Source organism: Singulisphaera rosea (assembly GCF_054877945.1).
Genome location: NZ_JBTYIP020000014.1, coordinates 89,866 through 113,898, shown reverse-complemented (window position 1 = coordinate 113,898; position 24,033 = coordinate 89,866). Strand labels below are relative to the sequence as shown.

The 24,033-nt window shown below is 65.7% G+C and carries 11 protein-coding genes; 9 read left to right on the top strand and 2 right to left on the bottom strand.

Going from position 1 to position 24,033, the window contains the following annotated elements; translation table 11 throughout:
• Positions 1 to 330: 330 nt before the first annotated feature.
• The 4 genes from ACYOEI_RS22680 (at position 331) to ACYOEI_RS22665 (ending at position 10,720) form a co-directional block, all read left to right on the top strand.
• Entirely contained in the window at positions 331 to 3,225 is a 2,895-nt protein-coding gene (locus tag ACYOEI_RS22680) for a sigma-70 family RNA polymerase sigma factor (protein ID WP_462851866.1), read from the top strand.
• 182 nt (positions 3,226 to 3,407) lie between these two features.
• Positions 3,408 to 6,299: a sigma-70 family RNA polymerase sigma factor gene (locus ACYOEI_RS22675; RefSeq protein WP_462851865.1), complete on the top strand. Its 2,892-nt coding sequence runs from the start codon at positions 3,408 to 3,410 to the stop codon at positions 6,297 to 6,299.
• Between the two features lie 522 nt (positions 6,300 to 6,821).
• Positions 6,822 to 9,848, top strand: coding sequence for a sigma-70 family RNA polymerase sigma factor (locus ACYOEI_RS22670; RefSeq protein WP_462851864.1), 3,027 nt, complete (start codon positions 6,822 to 6,824; stop codon positions 9,846 to 9,848).
• A 353-nt stretch (positions 9,849 to 10,201) separates the two neighbouring features.
• The gene (locus ACYOEI_RS22665; protein ID WP_462851863.1) at positions 10,202 to 10,720 is read left to right on the top strand and encodes a hypothetical protein; all 519 of its coding nucleotides are present in this window, start codon (positions 10,202 to 10,204) and stop codon (positions 10,718 to 10,720) included.
• A gap of 191 nt (positions 10,721 to 10,911) precedes the next feature.
• Here ACYOEI_RS22665 and ACYOEI_RS22660 read toward each other — a convergent pair whose 3' ends face one another.
• Together ACYOEI_RS22660 and ACYOEI_RS22655 are read right to left on the bottom strand one after the other, a co-directional pair.
• Complete coding sequence (locus tag ACYOEI_RS22660) at positions 10,912 to 11,277, bottom strand: type II toxin-antitoxin system PemK/MazF family toxin (protein ID WP_462851861.1); 366 nt, start codon at positions 11,275 to 11,277, stop codon at positions 10,912 to 10,914.
• Positions 11,267 to 11,584 (bottom strand): hypothetical protein, encoded by a 318-nt coding sequence (locus ACYOEI_RS22655; protein ID WP_462851859.1) that lies wholly within the window; start codon positions 11,582 to 11,584, stop codon positions 11,267 to 11,269. Before ACYOEI_RS22655 ends, ACYOEI_RS22660 begins: the two co-directional genes overlap by 11 nt.
• A 523-nt stretch (positions 11,585 to 12,107) precedes the next feature.
• On the opposite strand from ACYOEI_RS22655, the gene ACYOEI_RS22650 reads away from it, so the two are divergent.
• From ACYOEI_RS22650 to ACYOEI_RS22630, 5 genes are all read left to right on the top strand, one after another.
• Positions 12,108 to 15,038: a sigma-70 family RNA polymerase sigma factor gene (locus ACYOEI_RS22650; RefSeq protein ID WP_462851858.1), complete on the top strand. Its 2,931-nt coding sequence runs from the start codon at positions 12,108 to 12,110 to the stop codon at positions 15,036 to 15,038.
• A 133-nt stretch (positions 15,039 to 15,171) separates the two neighbouring features.
• A complete protein-coding gene (locus ACYOEI_RS22645; protein ID WP_462851857.1) occupies positions 15,172 to 18,069 on the top strand; it encodes a sigma-70 family RNA polymerase sigma factor in 2,898 nt (965 codons plus the stop codon).
• Between the two features lie 149 nt (positions 18,070 to 18,218).
• Positions 18,219 to 21,110, top strand: a complete 2,892-nt coding sequence (locus ACYOEI_RS22640) for a sigma-70 family RNA polymerase sigma factor (protein WP_462851856.1) — start codon at positions 18,219 to 18,221, stop codon at positions 21,108 to 21,110.
• Positions 21,111 to 21,125: 15 nt separating this feature from the next.
• Positions 21,126 to 22,520: a DUF1800 domain-containing protein gene (locus ACYOEI_RS22635; protein WP_462851855.1), complete on the top strand. Its 1,395-nt coding sequence runs from the start codon at positions 21,126 to 21,128 to the stop codon at positions 22,518 to 22,520.
• Between the two features lie 257 nt (positions 22,521 to 22,777).
• Positions 22,778 to 23,986, top strand: a complete 1,209-nt coding sequence (locus ACYOEI_RS22630; RefSeq protein WP_462851854.1) for a DUF1501 domain-containing protein — start codon at positions 22,778 to 22,780, stop codon at positions 23,984 to 23,986.
• Positions 23,987 to 24,033 lie beyond the last annotated feature (47 nt).

The window sequence follows — 24,033 nt, the reverse complement described above, 5'->3', positions numbered from 1 at the left end:
CTGGCCGGCTCCTCCGGCATCCGTCAGAATACCCCTGTCACTCGGCAAAGGGTGCGTGAGGATGGGGAAAGCTTGGGTGGCCGGGTCGGAGCGCAGCGACTCCCCGGGATCCTCGACGTCCCGCGGTCCGGGGCGTCGCTGCGCTCCGACCCGGCCACCCTTCTCTATGTACCCTGCTCCGACCTTGAGGGTATGGGCACACCGCCATCCGTAGGCGATGCCGAGCGCACTTCGAAAATCTTGATCGGGTCGACCGGTCGGATCCCCTCTCAAGGGTTAGGGGTGGATGAACCACCCGACACGCGTTCGAGTTCGGTCAGGAGGGGTCGAATGGCAAGCATCACGAGAGGGTCCGTCCTGCGGCGGATCGACACGCTCTTCCGGCAAGGGACGGCCTCGAGCATCCCCGACAGTTCGCTCCTCGAACGATTCCTCGTCAGGGGCGACGCCGAGGCTTTCGAGGCCCTCGTGCTGCGGCATGGGCCGATGGTCCTCAACACCTGCCGCGCCGTGCTCTCGGATCGAGATGACGCGGAGGACGCCTTCCAGGCCACCTTCATCGTCCTCGTGAAGAAGGCGGGGACCATCCGAGGCAAGGACGTCCTGGGAGGCTGGCTCCATCGCGTCGCCGTGCGCGTGTCTCTCCTCGCCAACGCCGAGGTCACTCGACGTCGCATGCACGAGCGTGTCGCGGCCGAGTCGAGGGACGAGTGCCTGGGCATCGGCAAATCCTCCCGCGACCGATCCCTGACCCTCCACGAGGAGGTGGACCGGCTCCCCGAGAAGTACCGACTCCCTGTCGTCCACTGCTACCTCGAGGGCAAGACCCACGCCCAGGCCGCCGCCGAGCTCCGATGGGGCGAGGCCACCGTCCGAAGGAGGCTCGCTGGCGCACGCGAACTCCTCCGCTCCCGACTCACCAGCCGGGGCCTCGCCCCTGCCCTCGCCGCCTTGACCGCTTCCACAGTCCACGACGCTGCGGCCGCCATCCCGGAACCCTGGCTCCGCTCCACCGTCAAGGCCGCCGTCGCGATGGCCTCGAACCGCGAGGTTGCCACCGGGGTCGCCGCAGCTCTCGCCGAGGCCGCCCTCAAGGGTATGGGGACCGCCCGGCTCACCTTTGCAGGGGTCGCGACGCTGGCCCTGGGCCTGGCCGCGACGATGGGCATGGGTCTCGTCGCCGCAATCGCCGAGGACGCGCCTCGACCGGAGATGGCCCAGCACGCACCGAAACGAGACAAAGGCCCACTCAAAGAAACTTCAGCTTCAGAGGTCGTCGCAACAACCTACGCCGGTCGAGTGCTCGACCCGAGCGGGAAGCCCGTCGCCGGCGCCACGCTCTTCTCCGCGTTCCCCTGGCGCAATTGGGAGTTCCGGCCGCCTCTCAAGGCCACGACCGACGCGAACGGTCGCTTTCGACTGGAGCTCGGCGCTCGCTCCAAGGATGAGTTTCCGACCGACCTTCCCATGCGATATTTCGTGGCGGCGAGTGCGCCGGGCTATGGGTTCGGTATGGTGGAGATCGGCGCCTCGGGAAGACCGGAGGTCATCCAACTTGTCGAAGACCTGCCGCTCACCGGCCGGATCATCGACCTCGAGGGTCGTCCCGTCGTCGGAGCGACGATCCGCCCCAGGTGGCTCTGGTCCCCGAACAATGGTGACCTGTCCACGCGGCTTCGGGCCTACTCCCGTGTCGAGTCACCCCAAGTCCACGAGATCCCATCGGTCAACGGCTGGGTTGAGGGAATGATCCCACCGGCGGTCACCGGAGCTGACGGACGGTTCCACATCGAGGGGCTCGGTCGCGAGAGGATCCTCACGGCGCTCGTCGAAGGGCCGACGATCGAGACGGCCGAGTTCTCGATCATGACGCGACGGACCGAGACCGTCCGACCGATGCCGCGACTCGAGGGGCCGGGAGGATCCTACTCGCCCTACATCATGCGAGTCGTCCCTTCCGACCTGCCCCAGATCCTCGGTTCCAACTCCGATCTCATCGCCGCCCGCACACAGCCGGTTACCGGTCTCGTTCGTGACCGCGAGACCGGCCGGCCTCTGGCTGGTGTCGAGGTTGGGACGAGCCACTACATCGCCTCGACTCACGTCAAGGCCACGACCGACCACGACGGCCGATACCGCCTCGTCGGCCTCCCCATCGGGCGCAAAATCGATTTCTCCGCCGTTGCACCCGACGACCAGCCCTACTTCCAGGGAAATCACTCACTCACGATTCGGCCCGGCGAATCGACCGACGTCTCCTTCGACCTGAGGCGAGGCCTCTGGATTCGCGGTCGGGCCATCGACCGCTCGACCGGTCGGCCAGTCTCAGGAGTCGCCACCTACTTCCCGTTCGAGGACAATCTCCACGCCAGCAAGGATGACGCCCTCGGCGACCTGAACCTTGACCGAAAGAGGGCAAACTGGAACAAGTCCGACGGCTCCTATCGCATCGTCGGGCTGCCAGGGCACGGCCTCGTCGCATTCCGAACCAATCGATGGGCCTATGCCATGGGGCTGGGAGCCAAGGAGATCCGCGGCGAGAAGATCTTTTCGGATTTCAAGACATTTCCAAGTTGCGATCCTGGATCTTACCACAACCTCGTCGAGGTCAACCCGCCCGATCACGTCTCGGAGATCACGCAGGACCTCGTCGCCGATCCCGGCCGGTCCGTCACGGTGAAAACGCTCGACGCGGAGGGGAACCCACTCTCAGGGATCGTCGTCATCGAGAATCCAAGAACACTGGGACAACACCAGATCGAAGCCTCCAAGTCCCCCGAATATGTGATCCACTGCCTCGGGCCTGGCGAGACGAGGACGTTGACCTTCTGGCAACAGCAACGTCACCTGATCGCGCGGCTCACGGTGCGCGACGATCAATCCGGGCCCATCACGATGAAACTCCAGCCCTGGGGAGTCGTCACCGGTCGGCTCGTGTCATCCCGAGGCGAACTGGGAGGAGGCGTGTCTGTCAGGGGGATGGATCGGGCGATCATCCAAGAGAATTCCAGGATCACTCTTTCCATAAACGAAGCCACCTTCCACGCCGACAAGGATGGTCGGTTCAAGGTCGAAGGGCTCGTGCCCGGGACCAAATATAACCTCCAGGCCTTGGAGAAGTACGGCACCGAGTCCTTCCTGGCCAAGGACGTCTCCCTCGCGCCGGGCGAAACCCGCGAATTGGGTGATGTCCACACGGAGCCGAAGCGCGAGGCCAATCGCTAACCACCTTGGCTCCACGGACATACAGCGTCCGAAGAACCGTAGGTTTCCGTTTCACTCGCGTCCATCCAATAATGCAGGCAAGGAATCATGATCGGATTGGCTGCTCCCGTGGATCTCTTTATGGTATGAGGACCAAACCCGGCCAATGGTCGGACTTGAGGAATCCACGGGAGGCCAGCGAAATGGCCGACGCGACGTTAGGGAGCGTGCTGCGGCAGATCGACTCGCTCTTCCGCGAGGGGGCGACGGCCGGGATCGGAGATGCACTCCTCCTCGAACGCTTCCTGAAGGACGGGGATGCCAAGGCGTTCGAGGCCCTCGTCGCGCGTCACGGCCCGATGGTCCTGAGCGTCTGTCGCGCCATCCTGAAGAATCCGCAGGACGTCGAGGATGCCTTCCAGGCCACGTTCCTCGTGCTGGCCGAGAAAGCCCGAGTCATCCGAGGGCAGCACTCCTTGGCAGGATGGCTCTATCGCGTCACGCAGAACGTCGCCCTGAGGGCCAACGCGAATGCCGAACGACGGCGGAAACACGAGCGGGCTGCCGGCAGCTTAAGACTCGAGTTAGAGCCTAAGGACGACCTTCATGCGGCCCTGCTGACCACCCTTCACGAAGAGATCGCCCGACTACCCGAAAAGTGCCGGCTCGCGATCGTCCACTGCTACCTCCAGGGTAAGACACATGCTCAGGCCGCCGCCGAGCTCCGCTGGGGCGAGGCCACCGTCCGCAGGAAGCTCGCCGACGCCCGCGAAACGCTCCGTTCCCGACTGACCCAACGCGGTGTCGCCCTCGCTTTCGGGCTCCTGGACACCTCCCTGGCAAAGGGTGCCTCGGCGGCCGTCCCCTATGCCCGGCTCCATTCGACGGTCCGGGCGGTGGTCGGGATGGTGGGAGGGCGGAGAGTCTCCTCGGGCGTGGCGGCGGCCCTGGCCGAGTCCACCCTGACGAGCATGATCGCCACGCGGCTCACCGCTGTGGGATCCGCAACTTTGGCTCTGGGTATGGTCGCGGCGATGACCTTGGGGCTCATCGACACGCTCGACCGCGACGATCCCAAGCCGGCGATGGTCCAGCCTCCTGCGGGATCCGCCTCGGCCCTTTCCAGGCCGACCGCGAACGAAAGCCTGGCGCCGGCGGCCCCCTCCGCTCTTTACACCGGTCGCGTGCTCGACCCTCAAGGGAAGCCCTTCGCCGGAGCCTCGCTCCACGCGGCCTTTTCTTTCCATGACGAGAAAGCCCGCCCACCTTTCACCGCCAAGACGAACGCCGCCGGTCGCTTCCAGGTGGGATTGCCCGCGATGCCGAAGACGGAGGAGCCTGTTTATTCCGAACCACAATACCTCGTCATGGCACAGGCACCGGGACACGGCCTAGGAATCGCCACGTTCCAGGCGGCCGGGAAGCCCGAGACCCTTCAACTCACCGAAGACGTGCCCCTCAACGGACGCATCATCGACCTCCAGGGCCGCCCCTTGGCCGGCGTGACGGTCCGGCCGGAACGGATCTGGTCCCCGAGAGACAACGACCTGACCGCCAGGCTTCAGGGTTGTGTCGATCCGAAGGTCAATCGGATGTCGCAAATCCCGGCGGACTCCGGGATGCTCGCAGGCATGATCCCGCCGGCTGTCACCGGAGCCGACGGACGGTTCCACATCAAAGGAATCGGCCGCGAGCGGATCCTCACCGCCGTCGTCGAGGGGCCGACGATCGAGACGGCCGAAGTCTCGATCATGACGCGACGAACCGACACCGTCCGACGCAAGCCAAAAACTTATGAGCCCGGCAACATCCCCAAGAGTGGCATTCACTTCGACGTTCCCGAGATCCTCGGAGCCGACTCCGACTTCGTTGCGGCACCCACACGGTTGGTGACCGGTCTCGTACGCGACGGCAGGACCGGACACCCCCTCGTCGGAGTCGAGGTTGAAATGCGTGAGAGGGTCAATACACCGCGGCTCAAGGCCGTGACCGACCATGACGGTCGATACCGCCTTGTCGGCCTCCCGGTCGGCCGCGAGGTCAGTCTCTCCGCCACCGTCCCCGACGACCAGCCTTACTTCGACGGGCACCGGTCGTTCACGATCCCGCCCGGCGAAGCGGCGGTTGACGTCTCCTTCAGCTTGAAACGCGGCATCTGGATCCGCGGTCGGGCCATCGACCGCTCCACCGGTCGCCCGGTCGCGGGAGTGGTTTCCTATCATCCCTTCGCGGACAACCCCTACGCCACCAAGGGCGATGCGTCCGAAGACCTGGTTCAGGCTCGCAAGAGAAGTGGGGAGACGAACCGCGACGGTGATTATCGCGTCCTCGGGTTGCCCGGACATGGCCTCATGACTCTCAAAGCCGCTCTCTTCTGGGAGTATGCGGTGGGAGTCGGGGCCGGAGACGTTCGAGGCCCCAAGAACCAATTTTTCATCGAAACTATATGCATGCTATCAAAAAATTCATATCATTATTTCTCAGAAACCAGTTTGCCAGGACACGTTAAAGGGTTCACACAGAACCTCACCGCCGATCCCGGCCGGTCGGTGACGGTCAAGATGACCGACCCCGAGGGGAAGCCCCTGACGGGGGTCGTCGCCATCGAGGATGTCTCCATACCGAATGCAGAGAGAATGCAACCGTCCGAATCCTCCGAGTACAAGGTCCACGCCCTGGCGCCCGGAGAGAATCGGACCATGACACTCTGGCACAATCGCCGCCGATTGATCGCCAGGATCACCGTGCATGCCGACCAGTCCGGCCCGATGATTGCGACGCTCGAGCCATGGGGCGTCGTCACCGGACGGCTCGTGGACACCCGAGGCGAGTTAGGAGGCAGCGTCAGGATCGATGGGATGACGTGCCCGGACTTCCAGGGAAACGTCGTGACCTCGGTGTCCGGCAATGCCGCCCGTTTCCCAGTCACCGAAGACGGCCGATTCCGAGTCGAAGGCCTCGTCCCCGGGACCAAGTACAACCTCCAGGCCTTCGAGAAAGACCGAACGAAAACAGTCTCGATCAACAACCTCTCCGTCGCCTCGGGCGAAATCCGCGATCTTGGTGATCTCACCTCGAAAGACGCCCTTCGATGAAACCTTCCAAGACCAGCACAGTCGATGGGGTTGGACCCGGACCTGAGGTTGAAGTGGCGAAATCGGTACTGCCATACGCATAAACTAGGCAACATAGCTTCCCCGATTCTTGGGTAGCACCGGTTGGAACAACCGGTGTCGCGCAGCGACAAGAGGTCACAGGCACGTCTTCGAGATCGAAAGCACTCACGAAACAAGGACTTGCGACCATCGTCGCTCGCCCGATCGTTCCGTCAATCGCGTTGCCGTGACACTTGACGTCATGGGCTTCGTGCCTCTTGTCGCTTCGCGACACCGGTTGTGCCAACCGGTGCTACCCTTGATCCGCGACTTCCAGACCCCGGCGGCTTTGTGCCTACATGGTGAGAGACTTGAGCTTGGATCTGCCGACCTTTCTTCGCTGGTCACTCCGCCCTCCCGTCGTCAAAATGTTGATCGGATCGACCGGGCTCGAACCCTCTCAATGATGAGGGGTGGATGATCCACCCGACACGCGTTCGAGTTCGGTCAGGAGGCGGGCGAATGGCGAGCATCATGAGGGGATCCGTCCTGCGGCGGATCGACACGCTCTTCCGGCAAGGGACGGCCGCGGGACTTCCCGACACCCACCTCGTCGAGCGGTTCATCACCCAAGGCGATACCGAAGCCTTTGAGGCCCTCGTGCTCAGGCACGGGCCGATGGTCTTGAATACGTGTCGGGCCGTGCTCAGCGACATCAACGACGCCGAGGACGCCTTCCAGGCGACCTTCCTCGTCCTCGTGAAGAAAGCCGGCAGCCTCCGAGGCCGAGACGCGCTGGGAGGCTGGCTCCATCGCGTCGCCTACCGCATCGCCATCGTCGCCAATGCCGACGCCGCCCGGCGTCGCCTCCACGAGCACGTCGCCGCCGAAGCCAGGCCCGAGGCTGAGGGCCTCGGCACGCCCCTGGAGTCTCGATCCGCGGCCCTCCACGACGAGCTCGACCGGCTCCCCGAGAAATACCGACTCCCCGTCATCCACTGCTACCTCGAGGGCAAGACCCACGCCCAGGCCGCCGCCGAGCTCCGATGGGGCGAGGCCACCGTACGAAGGAGGCTCGCCGACGCCCGCGAACTCCTCCGATCCCGACTCAACCGCCGAGGCCTCGCCCCCGCCCTCGCCGCACTGACCGCATCCTCAATTCACGAGGCCTCCGCCGCTGTCCCGGAGCCCTGGCTCCGAGCCACCGTCCACGCTGCCGCCACGTTGGCCACGAATCGCGGCGCCGTGACGGGAGTCGCCGCGGCCCTCGCCGACGCGGTTCTCAAGAGCATGACGACCGCCCGATTCACATTCGCCGGGGTCGCGACGCTGGCCCTGGGCGTCGCCGCGACGTTGGGCACCGGCCTTGTCGCCGCGCTCGCCAGGGACGAACCTCGACCGGTGCAGGTCCAGGTCACCTCGGAACGTCCCAAGTACCTCCCCAAAAAGGTCCCGGCGGCGGAAGCGGCCGCCTCTCCCTACAACGGCCGCGTGCTCGACCCCCGCGGGAAACCGGTCGCCGGAGCCACGCTCTACTCGGCGTTCCTCTGGGGGCAGAAGACAGAACATCCACCGCTCACGTCCACGAGCGATGCCGACGGCCGGTTCCAACTGCTCCTCCCCGGGCTTCCGAAAGAGGAGTTCCCGAGTTCACTCCCTCAGCCCCACGTCGTCGTGGCGAAAGCACCCGGCTTCGGGCTCGGGATCACCAAGGTCGGAGCGTCGGAACGCCCCGACGTCCTCAACCTCGTGGACGACGAACCGATCACCGTCCGCGTCCTCGACCTCGAGGGACGGCCCGTCGTCGGCGCGACGATCCGGCCCGAATGGCTCTGGTGTCCGAAGGACGGAGACCTGACCGCTCGGCTCCAGGCCTATGCCCATCCGGAACTCCCCCAGCCATCAGAGCTCCCGGGCCTCAGCAGCAGAGTCGTGGGTATGATCGCACCCGCCATTACCGGGACCGACGGCCGCGTCCGCATCGAAGGCGTCGGGCGAGAGCGGTTGCTCACCGCCGTCGTCGAAGGGCCGACGATCGAAACGACCGAGATCACGATCATGACCCGGCGAGGCGATACGGTCCGGCCCGGGACGTCGAGCCCCGAGAACGTCTCCTTCGAACCACCCTCGACCCCAACCGCAGGGGCGGCATCCAAGCCTTTCTCCCCGGTCCAAGTGACCGGCACGCTGACCGGCACGCTGACCGGCAGCATCATTGCCCCGGGATCGAAGGGAACCCTTCAATTCGCAGGCAGCGCCTTCACCATGAAGCCCGGTACAAGAACAACGGTCCAGCAGTTCTATGAACGCGAGATCCTCGGGCCCTCTTCCGACGTCATCCTGGCGCCGAGCCAGCCGATCTCGGGGACCGTGCGTGATCGTTCGACCGGGCAACCCTTGGCTGGCGTCGAGATCCGGACGGACCAGGCGGTCCGAGTCCCCGTGCTCCAGGCCACGACCGACCGCGAAGGCCACTACCGGCTCACAGGCCTGCCGATCGGCCGCGAGGTCCAGCTCTCGGCCGTCGTCGAGGACGATCGGCCCTACATCCCGGGATACCGCTCGGTCAGCCTCCGGCCCGGCGAAACGACGAAGGATGTCTCCTTCGACCTTCAACGGGGCCTGTGGATCCGCGGCCGGGTTATCGACCGCACGAACGAGCAACCCGTCGATGGCCAGGTGAGTTACTTCGCATTCGAGGACAACCCGCAGGCCCGGAAGGACGACTTCCCCGAAGTTCTGAAGAGGATGGTCTCAACCTCACGCGACGGGTCGTTCCGCATCGTCGGTCTACCCGGCCGTGGCATCATCGCATTCCGGGCCTCGCATTGGGACTACTGCGAGAGCCTCGGGGCCGACGCAATCCGCGGGGAGCGAAAACACGACGCATTCCTGACCTATCCGCCGTGCCACTCCGCCTTGTATCACAGCCTTGCCGAGATCAACCCAACCGAAAGCGCCGAGAGTCAGACCCGGAATCTCGTCGTCGATCCCGGTCGAACGGTCACGGTGAAGTTCGTCGATTCCAACGAAACGCCGATATCCGGGGTCGTCGTCCTCGAGCGTGGATTGAGACTGGGGAACGGGCTCCAAGCGTCCAAAACCTCCGAGTACAAGGTCCGTTCCCTCGCGCCCGGGGAAAATCGGACCATGACCTTCTGGCAGAATCAACAGCACCTGATCGCCCAACTCACGGTTCGCGACCACCAGGCAAGCCCCATCACCTTGCGACTCCAGCCCTGGGGAGTCGTCACCGGCCGGCTCGTCAACACCCCGGGTGAAAACGGGGGCGGTGGTATCTCGGTCAGGGGGATGGACAGCCCGCGTTTCGAGGGGGATAAGGTCATCGGCACATCCCAAGGCGAGTCCTCTTTCCTGACCGATGAGCGTGGTCAATTCCGGATTGAAGGACTTGTCCCCGGGATCCAATACGACCTTCAAGCCCTGGGGAAACTGGGCACGCCGACATTCCTGGCCAAAGAGCTCTCCGTCGCATCGGGCGAGACCCGTGATCTCGGCGATCTCCGCTCAAAGGCCGCCCCTCGCTGACCACCCACCTGCGGTAGGCGAGGCAAATCCCGCGGGGCAGGAGTGCCTCGCCTACCGGGAAGGGGATCCGTCACTCCTTGCCGATTCTCTTCGAGCTCTCAACCCAGCATTCTTTCACCACAAAAACACAAGAACACAAAGGACAGATTCCCGAGGGAGCAGATCACTTTCCGATGTTTTCTTGGTATCCTTTGTGTCTTTGTGGTGAGTCTCCCACCGCGTCAACAGCAAGTGACTCGGTGGGCTTCAGCGAGCAGACTCCCAATTCCTCTGCCCCATCGTTTGCACCAACGACCACAACCAGTGCCCTCGACCTCGGTCGAGGGCCAGGCCTCCTGAGACGAGGTCACACGATGCTCGGCCCTGACCGAAGTTTCACACTCAGGCGCAGCATGACGCTCATGGCGATCCTGTGCGTCATCATGGCGGTTGTGAGCCGGGCCCTGAACTACTGGGGGCCGAGAGAATTCACAACCCTCGCCGTGACCATTCTGGTCGCCACGAACATCCTGGCCTGGTTCCAGTCGGCCCGTTGGCAGGTGTTCTGGGTGGGCTTCGGCCTCTTCGGATGGGCGTACCTGTCGATCTCCCTGGCATCCTCGACGGCCGAGTACCTCCCCACGACCCCGCTGATCGACGGGTTTCATGATCAGTGGTACGGGCCCGCGACCGTCCCGGAAGCCTTCGAGGACAGCGAAGCCCCCTTCACCGGGCCGACACATCGCCACCGCTTCATGGCCGCGGGTCATGCGGCCATCAGCCTCTTCTTCGCTCTCCTCGGCGGCATCGGGGCACGCCTCCTGTTCCCTCCCAAGGGCCTGGACTCGGGAGAATCCCCACCACCCGACGGCTCGCTCTTGAAGCCAGGATAGAGGATCAAATAACGGACCCAGGCCAGAGCCTCGCGAGGATCAACACCCCCGTCTCGCTCGGAACAAGAGCGATGCATACCCCAATCACCATACTAGCATCAACAAAACAGCGAAATGCATACCTATATCGAACATTAACCATATAAATTAACGTGTTAAATTATTTTCAAACAATCCCACCTTCGACAAGTTCAATCGCCCAACATTGAGTTTCCAACAACCCTACGAACGGCCTCGACAATGGCAACTAATTGTCGTGGCGGAGTCTCCCCCATCTCCTGAATGATCTTTGATCGGTGGACATTCACGATCCAGTCGCACTTGGCAACATTGTCTCGATTGAGTCCGGTGACAGGATGTCGCGGGAGTTGCCAGGGGAGCTTGACGTGGTGGTCGGGAATCGGCCGTGTTACCTGCGTCGAAACGGCGACCGCCAAGAGCGGCTTGTCGTATTCATATTCGACGGGCACTTGAATGACCACGACGGGTCGATTCTTGACGTTCCCGTGACCGTCCGGAACCGGGACCAAGACGATGCTCCCGACCTTAAGGGGCATCGTCCCACCCGGGCTCCTCGGCCCATTCCTGGGGTACCGGGTGTCGTGAGGCAAACTGCTCGAGTGCAAGCCTCGGCGGCATCAATCGCTCGACGAGAAGTTCAATCGTCTCGATAAGACCGGGCTTCAACTCGTCCGTGCCCGAAGGCTGGGGTTCCTGCCCAATGTGCTCGAGCAGGAACCTCGCGGTCGCCAGAAGGATTTCGTCGGCATTCTCGTGGATGAAAGCCGGCTCAATGGTCCCCACAGCCCCGGCAGCTTCCACGGTAATGGCACCCGAATCAGCCCGACCGACGACGAGCGTCAATGGGAAATCCATGTGGGCCTCCTCTCCATGACGCGGGGGAATATTCGAAGACCGGACGGATTCTCGCTTCGATGCGACCGGATCGATCTTGCCGTGTTCGAGACGCGAGGAGGCTTCCAGGCAGCCTGGCCATCACTCGCCTCAACGTGGCCAGAGCGGTCATTGCGACACGAACAAGAAGGCGGCTCATGGAATTGTATCGCCGACGCCCAGCATGGTCGAGTCGTTCCGGAAGGCCGGACTCGGATCGGATTCTCGCCGACTTTACAACGGTTGCCCGCGGTCCGCACAATGATATCTCGCAATTCACTATGGGTGGCTAACGACACGTACCGATGCCAGTGTCGGCGATTGTCACTGGTCTTCGTCGGGAGCCGACCTCTACGCGGGTCTTTCGTCATTTTCCCAGAAAGTTGATCGGGGTCTCACCGAGTGGCCCTCTCTCCTGGTCGAGTCGAGAACGGGATCTCGATCGACAGGGACCGAAGCATCTCCAAGATGAACGCGAAGGGGGGCCGGCGACATGGCCAGCGGGACGCTCGGAGCCGCGTTGCGGCAGATTCACGGGCTCTTTCAGCACGGTACGCACGCGGCGCTGCATGATTCGCAGCTTCTCGAACGCTTCCACGCCCGGGGGGAGGCGGAGGCCTTCGAGGCCCTCGTGGCGAGGCACGGGCCGATGGTCATGGCCGTCTGCCGGGCAACGCTGGTCGACCCCGAAGACCTCGAGGACGCGTTTCAGGCCACGTTCGTGATCCTGGTCAAGAAGGCCCGGTCGATCCGCGAGGGGAACGCGCTCGCAGGGTGGCTACATCGGGTTGCTTGCCGGGTCGCCGCCCGGGCCAATGTCGAGGCGGCCAGGCGACGGGCCCTGCGACGTCGGATCGAGATGACGGCCGTCAGTCCTTCGGAGTCGACGACGGACAATGCCGGAGTCCACGCGACGCTGCATGAGGAACTCGATCGGCTGCCGGAGAAATTCCGGCTCCCGGTCGTGCTCTGCGAGCTCGAGGGACTGTCCCAGCCCCAGGTCGCGACGCTCCTCCGCTGCGGCGAGGCCACCGTCCGACGTCGCCTGGCGGACGCCAGGGACCTCCTGAAATCCCGCCTGACCCGGCGAGGGATCACGCCCGCCGTCGCCGCGCCGCTGGTCGCACGACCGTGGCCGGCAACGCCCAACGTGCCGGAGGCCTGGATCCGAACGGCGGTCGAGACGGCGATCGGAGGGGGAGTCGTCGCCCCCGGGGTCTCGAACGCAGTCGCCGAGCTCGCGGCCAAGGCGTTGAGGCCAAGCGCCACGGTCCGCGTTGGGATCGGCCTGGCCTCGTCGCTCGCACTGGCGGCGACCGTCGTGCTGGCCGGTGGGACGCCCCCTCGCGACGACGTCGGGCAGGCTCCCAGTCCTGCAACGCCGCCTCCGGCGCGGGCTCCGAAGCCCACACCTGAGCCGTCCAGGGAGCGGACGGTCCGGGGGCGAGTGCTGGGGCCTTCGGGGACTCCGATCGCGGGGGCCAAGCTGCTCCTCTGGAAGCTCGACCGACTCCGGGAGCCTGCCAATGATCCGGGCCCCAGCGCCCAGTCGGGTCCCGACGGTCGATTCGAGCTCGTCGTGGGACGCGACCTGGTCGCGTCGCAGGCCCCGACCGACTCGTTCACCCAGCTCGTCGCCACGGCCGAGGGGTTCGGGGCGGCCTGGTACTGGATCGTCGGCGGGCGCGTGCCCGACGACCTGACACTCCGACTGGCGGACGACTTCCCGGTCGAAGGACGGATCCTCGACCTGGAGGGCAGGCCGGCGGCGGGGGCCCGGGTCGGCCTGCTCTGGCTGGTGAGCCCGAAGCGAGGGATCGAGAGCCTGCTATCCGCGGCGCGTGAGGAGCCGGAATTCTCGAGGTCCTTCCCCGGTGACAACCCCGCCTGGATCGGCCGACTGCCGGGCCATCCCTCGTTCGTCGCGTGCGACTCCCAGGGGCGTTTCAAGCTCATCGGACTCGGCCGCGACCGGATCGCAACCCTGACTCTCCAAGGTAGCGCAATTGCCGACGGAACGTTGATGATTGCCACTCGCCCCATGAAGCCGGTCGTCGGTCGGGCGACGCAGCGTCCGCAGCCCGATCCACCCCCGCCGTTGACGGTCTATGGCGCCTCGTTCGAGCACACGGCCCCCCCGTCTCGACCTATCGTCGGAGTCGTCCGTGACAAAGCTTCCGGGTTGCCGATCGCCGGGATCCGGGTGCAGTCGAAACGAATGCCGGGCAAGTCACTCGCCGAGGACGAGGCCCCCGGGACCGTCACCGACGGTTCGGGTCGCTACGAACTGCTCGGCCACCCGAAGGCCGGATCCTATGCCGTGGCGGCCGTCCCAGAGCCCGGCCAGCCCTACCTCGTCGGCCACACCGAGGCGCCCGACACGCCGGGTGCCGGGGCGATCCGCGCGGACATCGAGCTCGTTCGGGGTATCCCGTACCGGCTCCGCGTGATCGACAAGGACACGGGGCGACCGGCCGACGCAACGGTCTCCTATTTCCCGCTCCACCCAAACCCGAGCGTCCGCGACGGCGTCGGCTTCGGATCCGCCATGGGCCCCTTCGGTCGCGCCAAGGCCGACCCCGACGGCTCCTACTCGGGCGTGGCACTTCCGGGCCCGGGCGCGATTTGCGTCAGGAGCCGCGACAACCGATATCTCTCCTCGAAGATCAACCCGAGGGCCTTCTTCAAACCCGACGCTCCTCGGGCGAGCCAGGGCGATTCCGACTATGGCAACGAACAACTCCTGACGATCGAGTTGGGCCGAGGGAGTCTCTGGTATTATCCCTCGGAGGAGTTCCACGCCATCGCCCTGATCGATCCCGCCGAGGGATCGGGACGGATCGAGCGTGAGGCGACGTTGATCACGGCGGCGAAAATCGAAGGGACGATCCTCGGCCCCGACGGTCAACCCCTCGCCGGAGCGGAAGTCTGGCAGGCCGACGGCTTCAGGAACTGGACGCCTCCCCTACCGAACTCCCGCTTCTCACTGACGCGGGTCGAGCCCGAGCGCCCTCGCAAGATCCTCTTCCGACACGTCGGGCGCAAGCTCGCCGGAAGCTTCGTCGCCCCTACGACAACCCCCGGCTCGCCGACGGTCACCCTCAAACCCTGGGCCACACTCTCGGGCCGACTCGTCGACGCCAAGGACCGACCGAGACCGGGCCTCCGGCTGGCGTCCTTCTTGAACCGATCGGGGACCGACCCGGCCCTGGGCGTGATTCCGGAGTGGGTCCACACGGACGAGGCCGGCCGATTCTTCGTCGACGGCCTGATCCCGGACCTCCGCTACGGGCTCGACGTCATCGTCGACAACGGCAGTTCCGAGGGGAGCAACCTCTTCAAGGACCTAATCCTCCAGCCCGGGGAGGTGAAAGACCTCGGGGATGTCCGTGTCGAATCCGACAGGTCGATGCCGGCCCGCTGAGCTTCGAGCAAGGATGGTGATGTCGCGGCTCGGGTGGCCGGGTCGCGGCTTCGCACACGCCAGCGTCCTCGAAAAAGTTGATCGGCCCGGGTTCCGCCGACCCTCTCTCAATGGTAGAGGCGAGTATACGAGGTTGGTCGCACGCGAAGGGTCGAAGGGGGCCGCGGGCATGGCGAGCATCACGTTGGGGACCACCTTGCGGCAGATCCACAGGCTCTTCCGCGAGGGGGCCGACGCCGCACAATCGGACGCGGAACTGTTCGAGCGATTCGTCGCCGCGGAGGATGTCGAGGCCTTCCAGGTTCTCGTCGCGCGGCACGGGCCGATGGTCCTGGCCGTCTGCCGCGCCATCCTCAAGGACCCGCACGACGTGGAGGATGCGTTCCAGGCCACGTTCCTCGTCCTCGTGAAGAAAGGGGCGGCCATCCGAGGGTGCGACGCTCTGGCGGGCTGGCTCCATCGGGTGGCACACCGCGTCGCGGTCCAGGCGAACGTGGACGCCGCCAGGCGTCGCGGGCACGAGCGGGCCGCGGTCGTGCCCGGGGCCGATGTCGAAGTCTCCCGCGACGTCGACACACCGCAGGCCCTCCACGCAGCGATCCACGAGGAAGTCGCCCGCCTGCCGGAGAAATGCCGGCTCGCGATCGTCCACTGCTACCTCGAGGGCAAGACCCACGCCCAGGCCGCCGCCGAACTGCACTGGGGCGAGGCCACCGTCCGAAGGAGGCTCGCCGACGCCCGCGACCTCCTGAAATCGAGACTGACCCGGAGAGGGCTCGCGCCCGCCGTCGGGCTGCTGGCCGCTCTCGAGGCCGGGAAGGCCTCCGCAGCCATCTCGGAAGCCTGGATCCACTCCACCGCACGGACGGCGCTCGACCTCATGACGGGGCCGGCCGCTTCGGCAAGCATGGGATCAACCTCGGCGTTGGCGTTGGCCGAAGGAGTGCTCAAGGGTTTGGCCGCAGCCCGCATCAAACTCGCGGGGACGGCCGTGCTGGCGCTGGGCATACTCGCCGTGGCGTCGGCGGTCGTTCCTCGCGCCGCCGGCGGCGATGACCTCCCCGAGATGAAGGCCCAACCCAAACCGACACCCAAACCGCAAGTCGCACCTGCATTGGCTCGCAAGGACAACATTGACGAGCCGAGGCGCTACGCGGGACGCGTCATCGACTCGAAGGGCAAGCCCGTCTCCAACGCCAAGCTCGTCCTCTGGATCAACCGACGCGAGGCACCGACCGGCCCCCCGACCAGGGCGACGAGCTCCGCCGAAGGGCGATTCCGGTTCGATGTTCCCATTTCCGAATTCGACACATCTTACGAAGAGAGCACGTGGGAAGGCTCCCACGTCCTGGCCTTCGCCCAGGGATACGGCCTCGGGGTCGGGAAACGGGGAGGATCGGAGGGCGAGGCGGACATCACGCTCGTCGAGGACCTTCCGGTCTCGGGACGGGTCATCGACCTCCAGGGGCGTCCCGTCCCGGGCGTCACGATCCGGCCGGTCAGCTTGAGGGGGACGGAAGGCGAGGATCTCACCCCCTGCCTGGCTCCCTACCTCGACCGCAAATCGGTCGTCGAGAGCCACGCGAAGGAACCGTACTCTGCGATGATCCCGGACGGGACCGTCGCGCCGGCCGTGACGGACGCCGAGGGCCGATTCCGGCTGACGGGCCTGGGCCGCGAACGCCTCGTCTATGCGATGGCCGAAGGGCCGACGATCGAGTCGGCCGCGTTCTTCATCATGACCCGCCACACCCCGACGATCCGGGCCAAGGAGCCGGGGGGCCGCACCACGATCCTCTATGGCGCCGAGTTCGAGCACGTCGCGGGCCCTTCTCAGCCGGTCGTCGGCGTGGTCCGCGACCTGGACACCGGGGCCCCCATCGCCGGGGTCGAGGTCCAGGGGAATCACCCGCCCGGCAGCGTGAACCACATCCGCGCCCTGACCGACCGCGAAGGCCGCTATCGCCTCGAAGGGCTTCCCGCGGGCCCCGAGGTCAGGATCTCGGCCGTCGCCCCCAAGGATGAGCCCTACCTCCGCACCTCTCGGACGGCCAAGAACCCGCCCGCCGAGTCGCCGACGGATGTCTCCTTCACCATGGCCCGCGGGATCTGGATCAAGGGTCGCGTCACCGACCGAGCGACGAGCCGCCCGGTCCGGGGACACATCTCGTACTTCGCCTTCCGGGAGAACCCGGACTCGGCCCGGCTCCGAGGGTCGACTTCCGACGGGCAGCAGGAATTGCGCTGGACGGCCGCCGACGGCTCCTACCGGGTCATCGGCGTTCCGGGACGGGGGATCGTCGGCTTCCGGGCCCACGCGGATGACGACTACGGCTTCGGCGTCGGGGCCAAGAGCATCTCGGGCAGCAATCCGATCGGTTACTTCGAGACCCGTCCCCAGATCTGCTTCCCTTCCAACTTCCACGTCCTCGCCGAGATCAATCCGTCCCCGACGGGGGAAGCGACGTGCGACCTCGTGGCCGACCCCGGCCGCACCGTGAAGGTCACGGCGGTCGACCCCGAGGGCGCACCGTTGCCGGGGACGATCGTCCTCGGGATCCGCAACGCCTCGACCCTCCTCCCGCTCGAGCCGGAGAAGGCTGCCGAATTCAAGGTCATCCGGCTCGGAGAAGGCGAGGAGCGTACGCTGACGGTCCTCCATGACGGCCGAAAGCTGTCCGCCGGGCTCGTCGTACGCGGCGACGACGAGACCACTCCTCTCCGCGTCACGCTCAAGCCCTGGGGCGTGGTCACGGGTCGATTGCTCGACGCCCGAGGCGAGCCCCTCGGGAACGTCGAAGTCAATGGAATGGACATCCCGCGTTACAACCCGGAAACGGGCGGCGTCGGCCCCGGAGTCCTGGTCGGAGAAGACGGCCGGTTCCGCATCGAAGGATTGGTGGCCGGCCGGAAATACACGTTCCGTGCGAGCAAGAATCGATACGGCCTCGGCCTGCTCGTCAGGGATCTCACGCTCCAACTCGGCGAGTCTCGCGACCTGGGCGACGTCCAGGTCAAGGCGGAGCCGTGACCTTGGGTTGGTGAATCCTCAACTCGGCCGACCGCACAAGCCCCGTCAGACCCTCTGCGAAGGATCTCTTTTTTCCAGAATAGTTGTGCCAAGAGGCCTCGATCGCCCCTCAGTATGTGTGGGAGCACGAATTCGGAGGAGACGAGGTCATGGCGATCACGCAACTCGGCGCGGCGTTGCATCAGCTCCAGAACCTCTTCGGCGAGGGGACGCTCGGCGGACTGACCGATGCGCAGCTCCTCGAGCGGTTCGTCGGGCGTCGCGATGAGACCGCCTTCGCCGTCCTCGTCGAACGGCACGGCCCGATGGTCCTGGGGACCTGCCACGCTGTCTTGAAAGACCCGCACGACGCCGAGGACGCCTTCCAGGCGGTCTTCCTCGTCCTGGTGAAGAAGGCCGACTCGATCCGGGGACTCGACGCGTTGGGGGGCTGGCTCCATCGCGTCGCCTACCGCATCGCCCTCCACGCCAACGCCGACGCCGCGCGTCGGCGAGACCTTGAACGAGAGGCCGGGGAGATGGCCGCCACGATCCTCGATCCCGACCGGCTCGGCGACGACCTTTGCCCCTTGCTCCACGCCGAGCTCGACCGCCTGCCGGAGCGTTTCCGCCTCCCGCTCGTGCTCTGCGACCTCGAAGGCCTGAGCCGCGAACAGGCCGCCACCCAGTTGCGCTGGACCCTGGGGACGCTCCGAGGACGACTGGCCAAGGCCCGCACCCTGCTCCGCTCTCGCCTCACCCGTCGAGGCGTCACGCTCCCGGCCGCAGCGATCAGCGTGATGCTCGCCCGAGAGGCCGTCGCCGAGGTGCCATTCGACCTGGTGCTCGCCACGACCCGCGCCGCCCTCTCTGCCACCGCCGGAGGGGCCGCCTCCACGACGGCCGCCCTCCTCGCCGACCGCGTCCTGAAAGCCTCGTCACTGGCAAGGTGGAAGCTAACCGGGACGGCCATGCTGATGGTCGCCGTCACCGCCTCGGCGCTCGCCGTCGCCGGCTTCGTCAATGCGGGATCCGGCATAGACGGGCCCCCGAAGCTACCCCCCAAGCCGGCCGAAGCCCCGAAGATCACGCCGGCTCCCATGGCCACCCCAACGAATGACGGCAAGACGCCTCAGGCCAAGGGCGAAATGGTTACCGTCCGCGGCCGAGTCCTCGATCCGAAAGGCCGGCCCGTCGATGGGGCGACCTTGCGGGTCGACCAGTTCATGTTCAGGACGTCCCCCGATCCCGCCGAGATCCCTCCGCAGTCCAAGAGCCAGGTCGACGGAACATTCACCCTCGACCTGCCGAAGGAGATCCTCGACAAGTTCGCGAGAGGGGAAAACCGCAGGCCGGTCCGGGTCGTGGCCACCGCCCCCGGCTTCGGATTCGGCTGGGACGAGCCCGGTTCTCGATCCGATGCACTCAAAGACATGACCATTCGTATCGTCGACGACGACCATCCGCTCGAAGGCCGCGTCGTCGACCTCGAAGGCCGGCCCGTCGCCGGCGCCGTGATCAAGTCCGAGAGGGTCTTCGTCCCTACCTCCAGCGACCTCTCATCCTGGATTGAAGACCTGAAGAGGAACCCGGGCAAAGGTCCCTACGACGGCAACGATGAAATGCCGTTCTATGAGGTTACCCGGACCACGGGGCCTGACGGTCGTTTCCGCATCGAAGGGGTCGGGCGAGAACGGATTGTCCAGTTTACGGTCTCGGGACCGACGGTCGAAGTCACTCGGGGATTCGCGATGACCAAGGACACCCCGGCCGTCGCCGCCCCGAACACGAATATCATCGCCCCCGACACCATTCGCTATCACGGCTCCCGATTCGACTACGCCTCGGCCCCATGTAAGCCGGTCGAGGGTGTCGTCCGCGACCAGGACACCGATAGGCCGCTGGCCGGTATGCGGGTCAACGGAATGGCCTACAACCCGAACAGCTCGGCCTACTACCACGAGGTTGTGTCGGTGACGGACGACCAGGGCCGATACCGCCTGACCGGCATGGCCCGATCCGACCGCTATCGGCTGTTCCTGACCCCGGGCAAGGGCCAGCCCTACCCATCGGTAAACTTCGACGAACGAGCTGATAGCCCCGGGCTCGAACCCGCGACCATCAACCTGAAGCTCAAGCGAGGGGTCTTGATCCGGGGCCGGCTCACCGACAAAGCCACGGGCAAACCCGTCCGGGGGATGGTCGCTTCCTTCGTGCTCCGGGAGAACCCCTACGCCAAGGATTACGCCGGCCTCGCCAACGGCTATGATCCCATCGGCTATACCGACGCCGAAGGTCGATTCGAGGTTTCGACCTTGCCCGGACCCGGGTTCATCGCCGCCCGGTCCGAGTCGCCCCGTTACCTCCCAGGAGTCGGTGCGGAAGCCATCCCCGGGCTGAAATCCGAGAATTTGCTGTCGACCTTGCGATCGTTCGTCTCCCGAGACTTCTACCACGTCTTCGCGCCGACGAATCCCGAGCTCGGTTCGGAAACCACGACGTGCGATATCCAGGTCGACCCCGGGCGGACACTCTCGCTGACGGTGGTCGACCCGGAAGGGAAACAACTCTCGGGCATCGTTGTCAAAGGTAGGTATTCGGCCCTCGAGAGATTGTCCCTCCCGTTGGAATCCGCCACACTCGAATTGACCGGGATCGACCCGCGTTACCCCCGTCGCGTGTATGCCTTTCATCAAGGACGCAAACTTGGTGGGTTGCTTTTCCTCAAGGGCGTTGAAGACTCACCGCTGGAGCTGACCCTCGAACCGCTCGGCGTCATCTCGGGGAGGTTGGTCGACGACGAGGGAGCACAACGGAAGGGTCTCAAGCTGGTCGGCTACCGGGACACTAAGCTTAATTCAACGCACGGCGAACTGATGAGAGACGAACCCGTGGACCCGGACGGTCGGTTCCGGATCGAAGTTATTGCCGGATTGACGTACGAAGCCACGGTCCTATCCGAAGACCGGAAAACGCTCGGGCAAGCCTTCAAAGACGTGACGACCGGGCCGGGCGAGACCAAGGATCTCGGCGACGTGAAGCTCACACAGCCTGCCAAGTAACGAGGACGATTCGACATGAAAGCCGAAACCGATCCATCTCAACTCGGCGGGCCCTGGGCCCCCTACATCCCTAGCCCGGACGCCCCCTGGGACCGTCGTCGCGTCGTCCACCTGCACCGTCGCTCGGGATTCGCGGCGCCCTGGGATAGGGTTGAGCGCGACATCAAGGACGGCCCCGAGGCGAGCGTCGGGCGGATCCTCGACGGCAAGGCGGAGGTCCAGCCCGTCCCCGAAGGCTTCGAGGCGACCTCCACGCTGCTCGCCGACGCCGCGGTCGCCTCCGACGACCCGGCAAGGCTCAAGGCCTGGTGGATCTATCGGATGACCTTCGGGCCCGACCCGCTCGGCGAGCGGCTCACGCTGATGTGGCACGACCACTTCGCCACCAGCAACCTCAAGGTCGCCAGCCTCGCCGCCATGCGGGCGCAGAACGACCTCTTCCGGAAGAATGCCCGGGCCCCCTTCGGCACGCTCCTGGCCGACGCGGTCCACGACCCGGCCCTGCTCGCCTGGCTCGACGCCCCGGCCAACCGCAAGGGGCATCCGAATGAGAATTTCGGGCGAGAGCTGATGGAGCTCTTCACCTTGGGGATCGGCCACTACACCGAGGCCGACGTCAAGGAATCGGCGCGGGCCTTGACCGGCTGGACGACCGAGGAAGGGGCGTTTCGCAACGTCCCCAGTCGGCACGACGACGGCCCCAAGACGATCCTCGGCCGGTCCGGATCATGGACTGGCGACGACCTCGTGCGGATCCTCCTGGAAAACCCCGCCACGTCCATCCGCCTGGCCAAGCGGCTCTGCGGGACGTTCCTGGGCGAAGGAGTCGTCGACACCTCGGCCATCGACGCCCTCGCCGCAGGCCTGCGCGAGCATCACCTCGACATCGGCTGGGGCGTCGCCACCGTGCTCCGCTCCCGGGCGTTCTTCGCCGACGCGAACCTTCGGACCCGGATGCTCGGGCCCGTCGAATACGTCCTCGGTCCGGTCCGTGCCCTCGAGCTGCTCGAGCCCCCGCCGAGCACGCTCGTCCTGGCCGACTGGGCGGCCCGACTCGGACAGGACCTCTTCTACCCCCCGAACGTCGGCGGCTGGCCCGGCGGCCGCACCTGGCTCTCGACCCGCGCCGTGATCGGCCGCGCCAACTTCGCCGCCGCGTTGGTCGACGGCCGAGGCGTCGGCCGCCCCGCCCCCTTCGACCCGCTCACCTTGGCCGAACGCCACGGCCAGGGGCATACCCAGGACGCCACGATCACGTTCCTCGCCGAGCTCCTGCTCGGATCCGTCCCCAGCCCCGCCTGGCGCGACCGGATCACCGCCAACCTCGGCCCCGAAACCTCCTGGGGCCCCGACCCCGCCCGCCGCGCAGTCGCAATCATCCTCGCCTGCCCGGAGGCCCAGCTTGGATAAGGGGAAAGGATCGTTTTAGCCACGGATGAAACACGGATTGAACACGAATAAAACGAAAACAACAATCAACAGATGACGCAGATGAACGCAGATTGTTAAATCAAAAATTAAAACTCTTTTTTATCTGCGATCATCTGCGTCATCTGTTGATAGATTCTTTCTTATTCGTGTTTCATCCGTGTTCAATCCGTGGCTGAAAAATCCCCGACCCCATCCGTGGCCAATTCCATCATCACGATCACTCCAAGGACACCCACATGCCCTCGCGACGCGACTTCTTCAAGACGGCCTTGCGTGGCTCATCGCTGATCGCCCTGGCGCCGACGGTGCCGGGGTTCCTCGCCCGGACGGCCCGGGCGGCGGGGCCGGAGAAGGATGGGCGGGTGCTCGTCGTGATCCAGCTCGACGGAGGCAATGACGGGATCAACACCGTCGTCCCGTTCGCGGATGAGGGGTACGCCAAGAACCGCAAGGCGTTGTATCTGCCCACGGATCGTTTGATCAAGGTCGACGACAACGTCGGGTTCCACCCCGCGATGCGCGAAGCCGGGGCGCTGCTCGAGTCGGGGCGTTTGGCGGTCGTGCCGGGCGTCGGGTATCCGAACCCGAACCGTTCGCACTTCGAGAGCATGGCGATCTGGCAATCCGCCCGCCTCGACCCCGAAGAACACAATGGCGCCGGGTGGCTCGGCCGAGGCCTCGACGGCGGCCCTCGCTCGACCGACGGCCAGCCCTCAGCCCTGTTCGTCGGCTCGGGGACACCCCCGCTCGCCCTCCGGGGCCGCTTCGCGGTCGCCTCGGCCCTCGAGCGGATCGAGGACGTGATCCTCGACGGCCCTCCCGGCCCGGCCGAACCGGTCGCTTCCACCGCAGACGGCGATGACCTCGCCGCGTTCGTCAGGCGCAGCACGCTCGACGCCTACGCCACGGCCGATCGACTCGCCGAGCTCGCCCATGGCAAGGACTCGAGTGCCAAGTATCCTTCGACTCCCCTCGCCGACCGCCTCCGCCTCGCCGCCCGATTGCTCAAAGGGGGATACTCGGCCCGGGTCCTGTACACCTCGCAAGGAGGCTACGACACGCACGCCGGCCAGCTCCCGAGCCATTTCACTCTGCTGTCCGAGCTGTGCGGCGCCGTGAAAGCGTTCCTCGACGACCTGGCCGCCTCGGGGATGGCCGAGCGGGTCGTGGTCCTCACCTTCAGCGAGTTCGGCCGCCGCGTCGCCGAGAACGCCTCGGCCGGCACCGACCACGGCACCTCCGGCCCGATCTTCCTCGCCGGCCCCCACCTCAAAGCCGGCCTCGCCTCGCCGATGCCCAACCTGACCGACCTCGAAGACGGCGACCTCAAGACGACCGTCGACTTCCGACGCGTTTATGCCACCGTCCTCGAAGACTGGCTCGGCCTGCCCAGCCGTGTTGCCTTGAACGGGACCTTCGAGCCGCTGCCACTGTTCAACTCTTGAGGGTCAACTGGCCACAGATTTTCTAGCCACGGATGGAACACGGATGG

Bases quoted from the DNA above. Each gene is read 5' to 3' on its own strand.
- ACYOEI_RS22660 (WP_462851861.1), bottom strand. From the start codon at position 11,277: ATGCCCCTTAAGGTCGGGAGCATCGTCTTGGTCCCGGTTCCGGACGGT.
- ACYOEI_RS22675 (WP_462851865.1), top strand. From the start codon at position 3,408: ATGGCCGACGCGACGTTAGGGAGCGTGCTGCGGCAGATCGACTCGCTC.
- ACYOEI_RS22670 (WP_462851864.1), top strand. From the start codon at position 6,822: ATGGCGAGCATCATGAGGGGATCCGTCCTGCGGCGGATCGACACGCTC.
- ACYOEI_RS22630 (WP_462851854.1), top strand. From the start codon at position 22,778: ATGCCCTCGCGACGCGACTTCTTCAAGACGGCCTTGCGTGGCTCATCG.
- ACYOEI_RS22635 (WP_462851855.1), top strand. From the start codon at position 21,126: ATGAAAGCCGAAACCGATCCATCTCAACTCGGCGGGCCCTGGGCCCCC.
- ACYOEI_RS22680 (WP_462851866.1), top strand. From the start codon at position 331: ATGGCAAGCATCACGAGAGGGTCCGTCCTGCGGCGGATCGACACGCTC.
- ACYOEI_RS22640 (WP_462851856.1), top strand. From the start codon at position 18,219: ATGGCGATCACGCAACTCGGCGCGGCGTTGCATCAGCTCCAGAACCTC.
- ACYOEI_RS22665 (WP_462851863.1), top strand. From the start codon at position 10,202: ATGCTCGGCCCTGACCGAAGTTTCACACTCAGGCGCAGCATGACGCTC.
- ACYOEI_RS22650 (WP_462851858.1), top strand. From the start codon at position 12,108: ATGGCCAGCGGGACGCTCGGAGCCGCGTTGCGGCAGATTCACGGGCTC.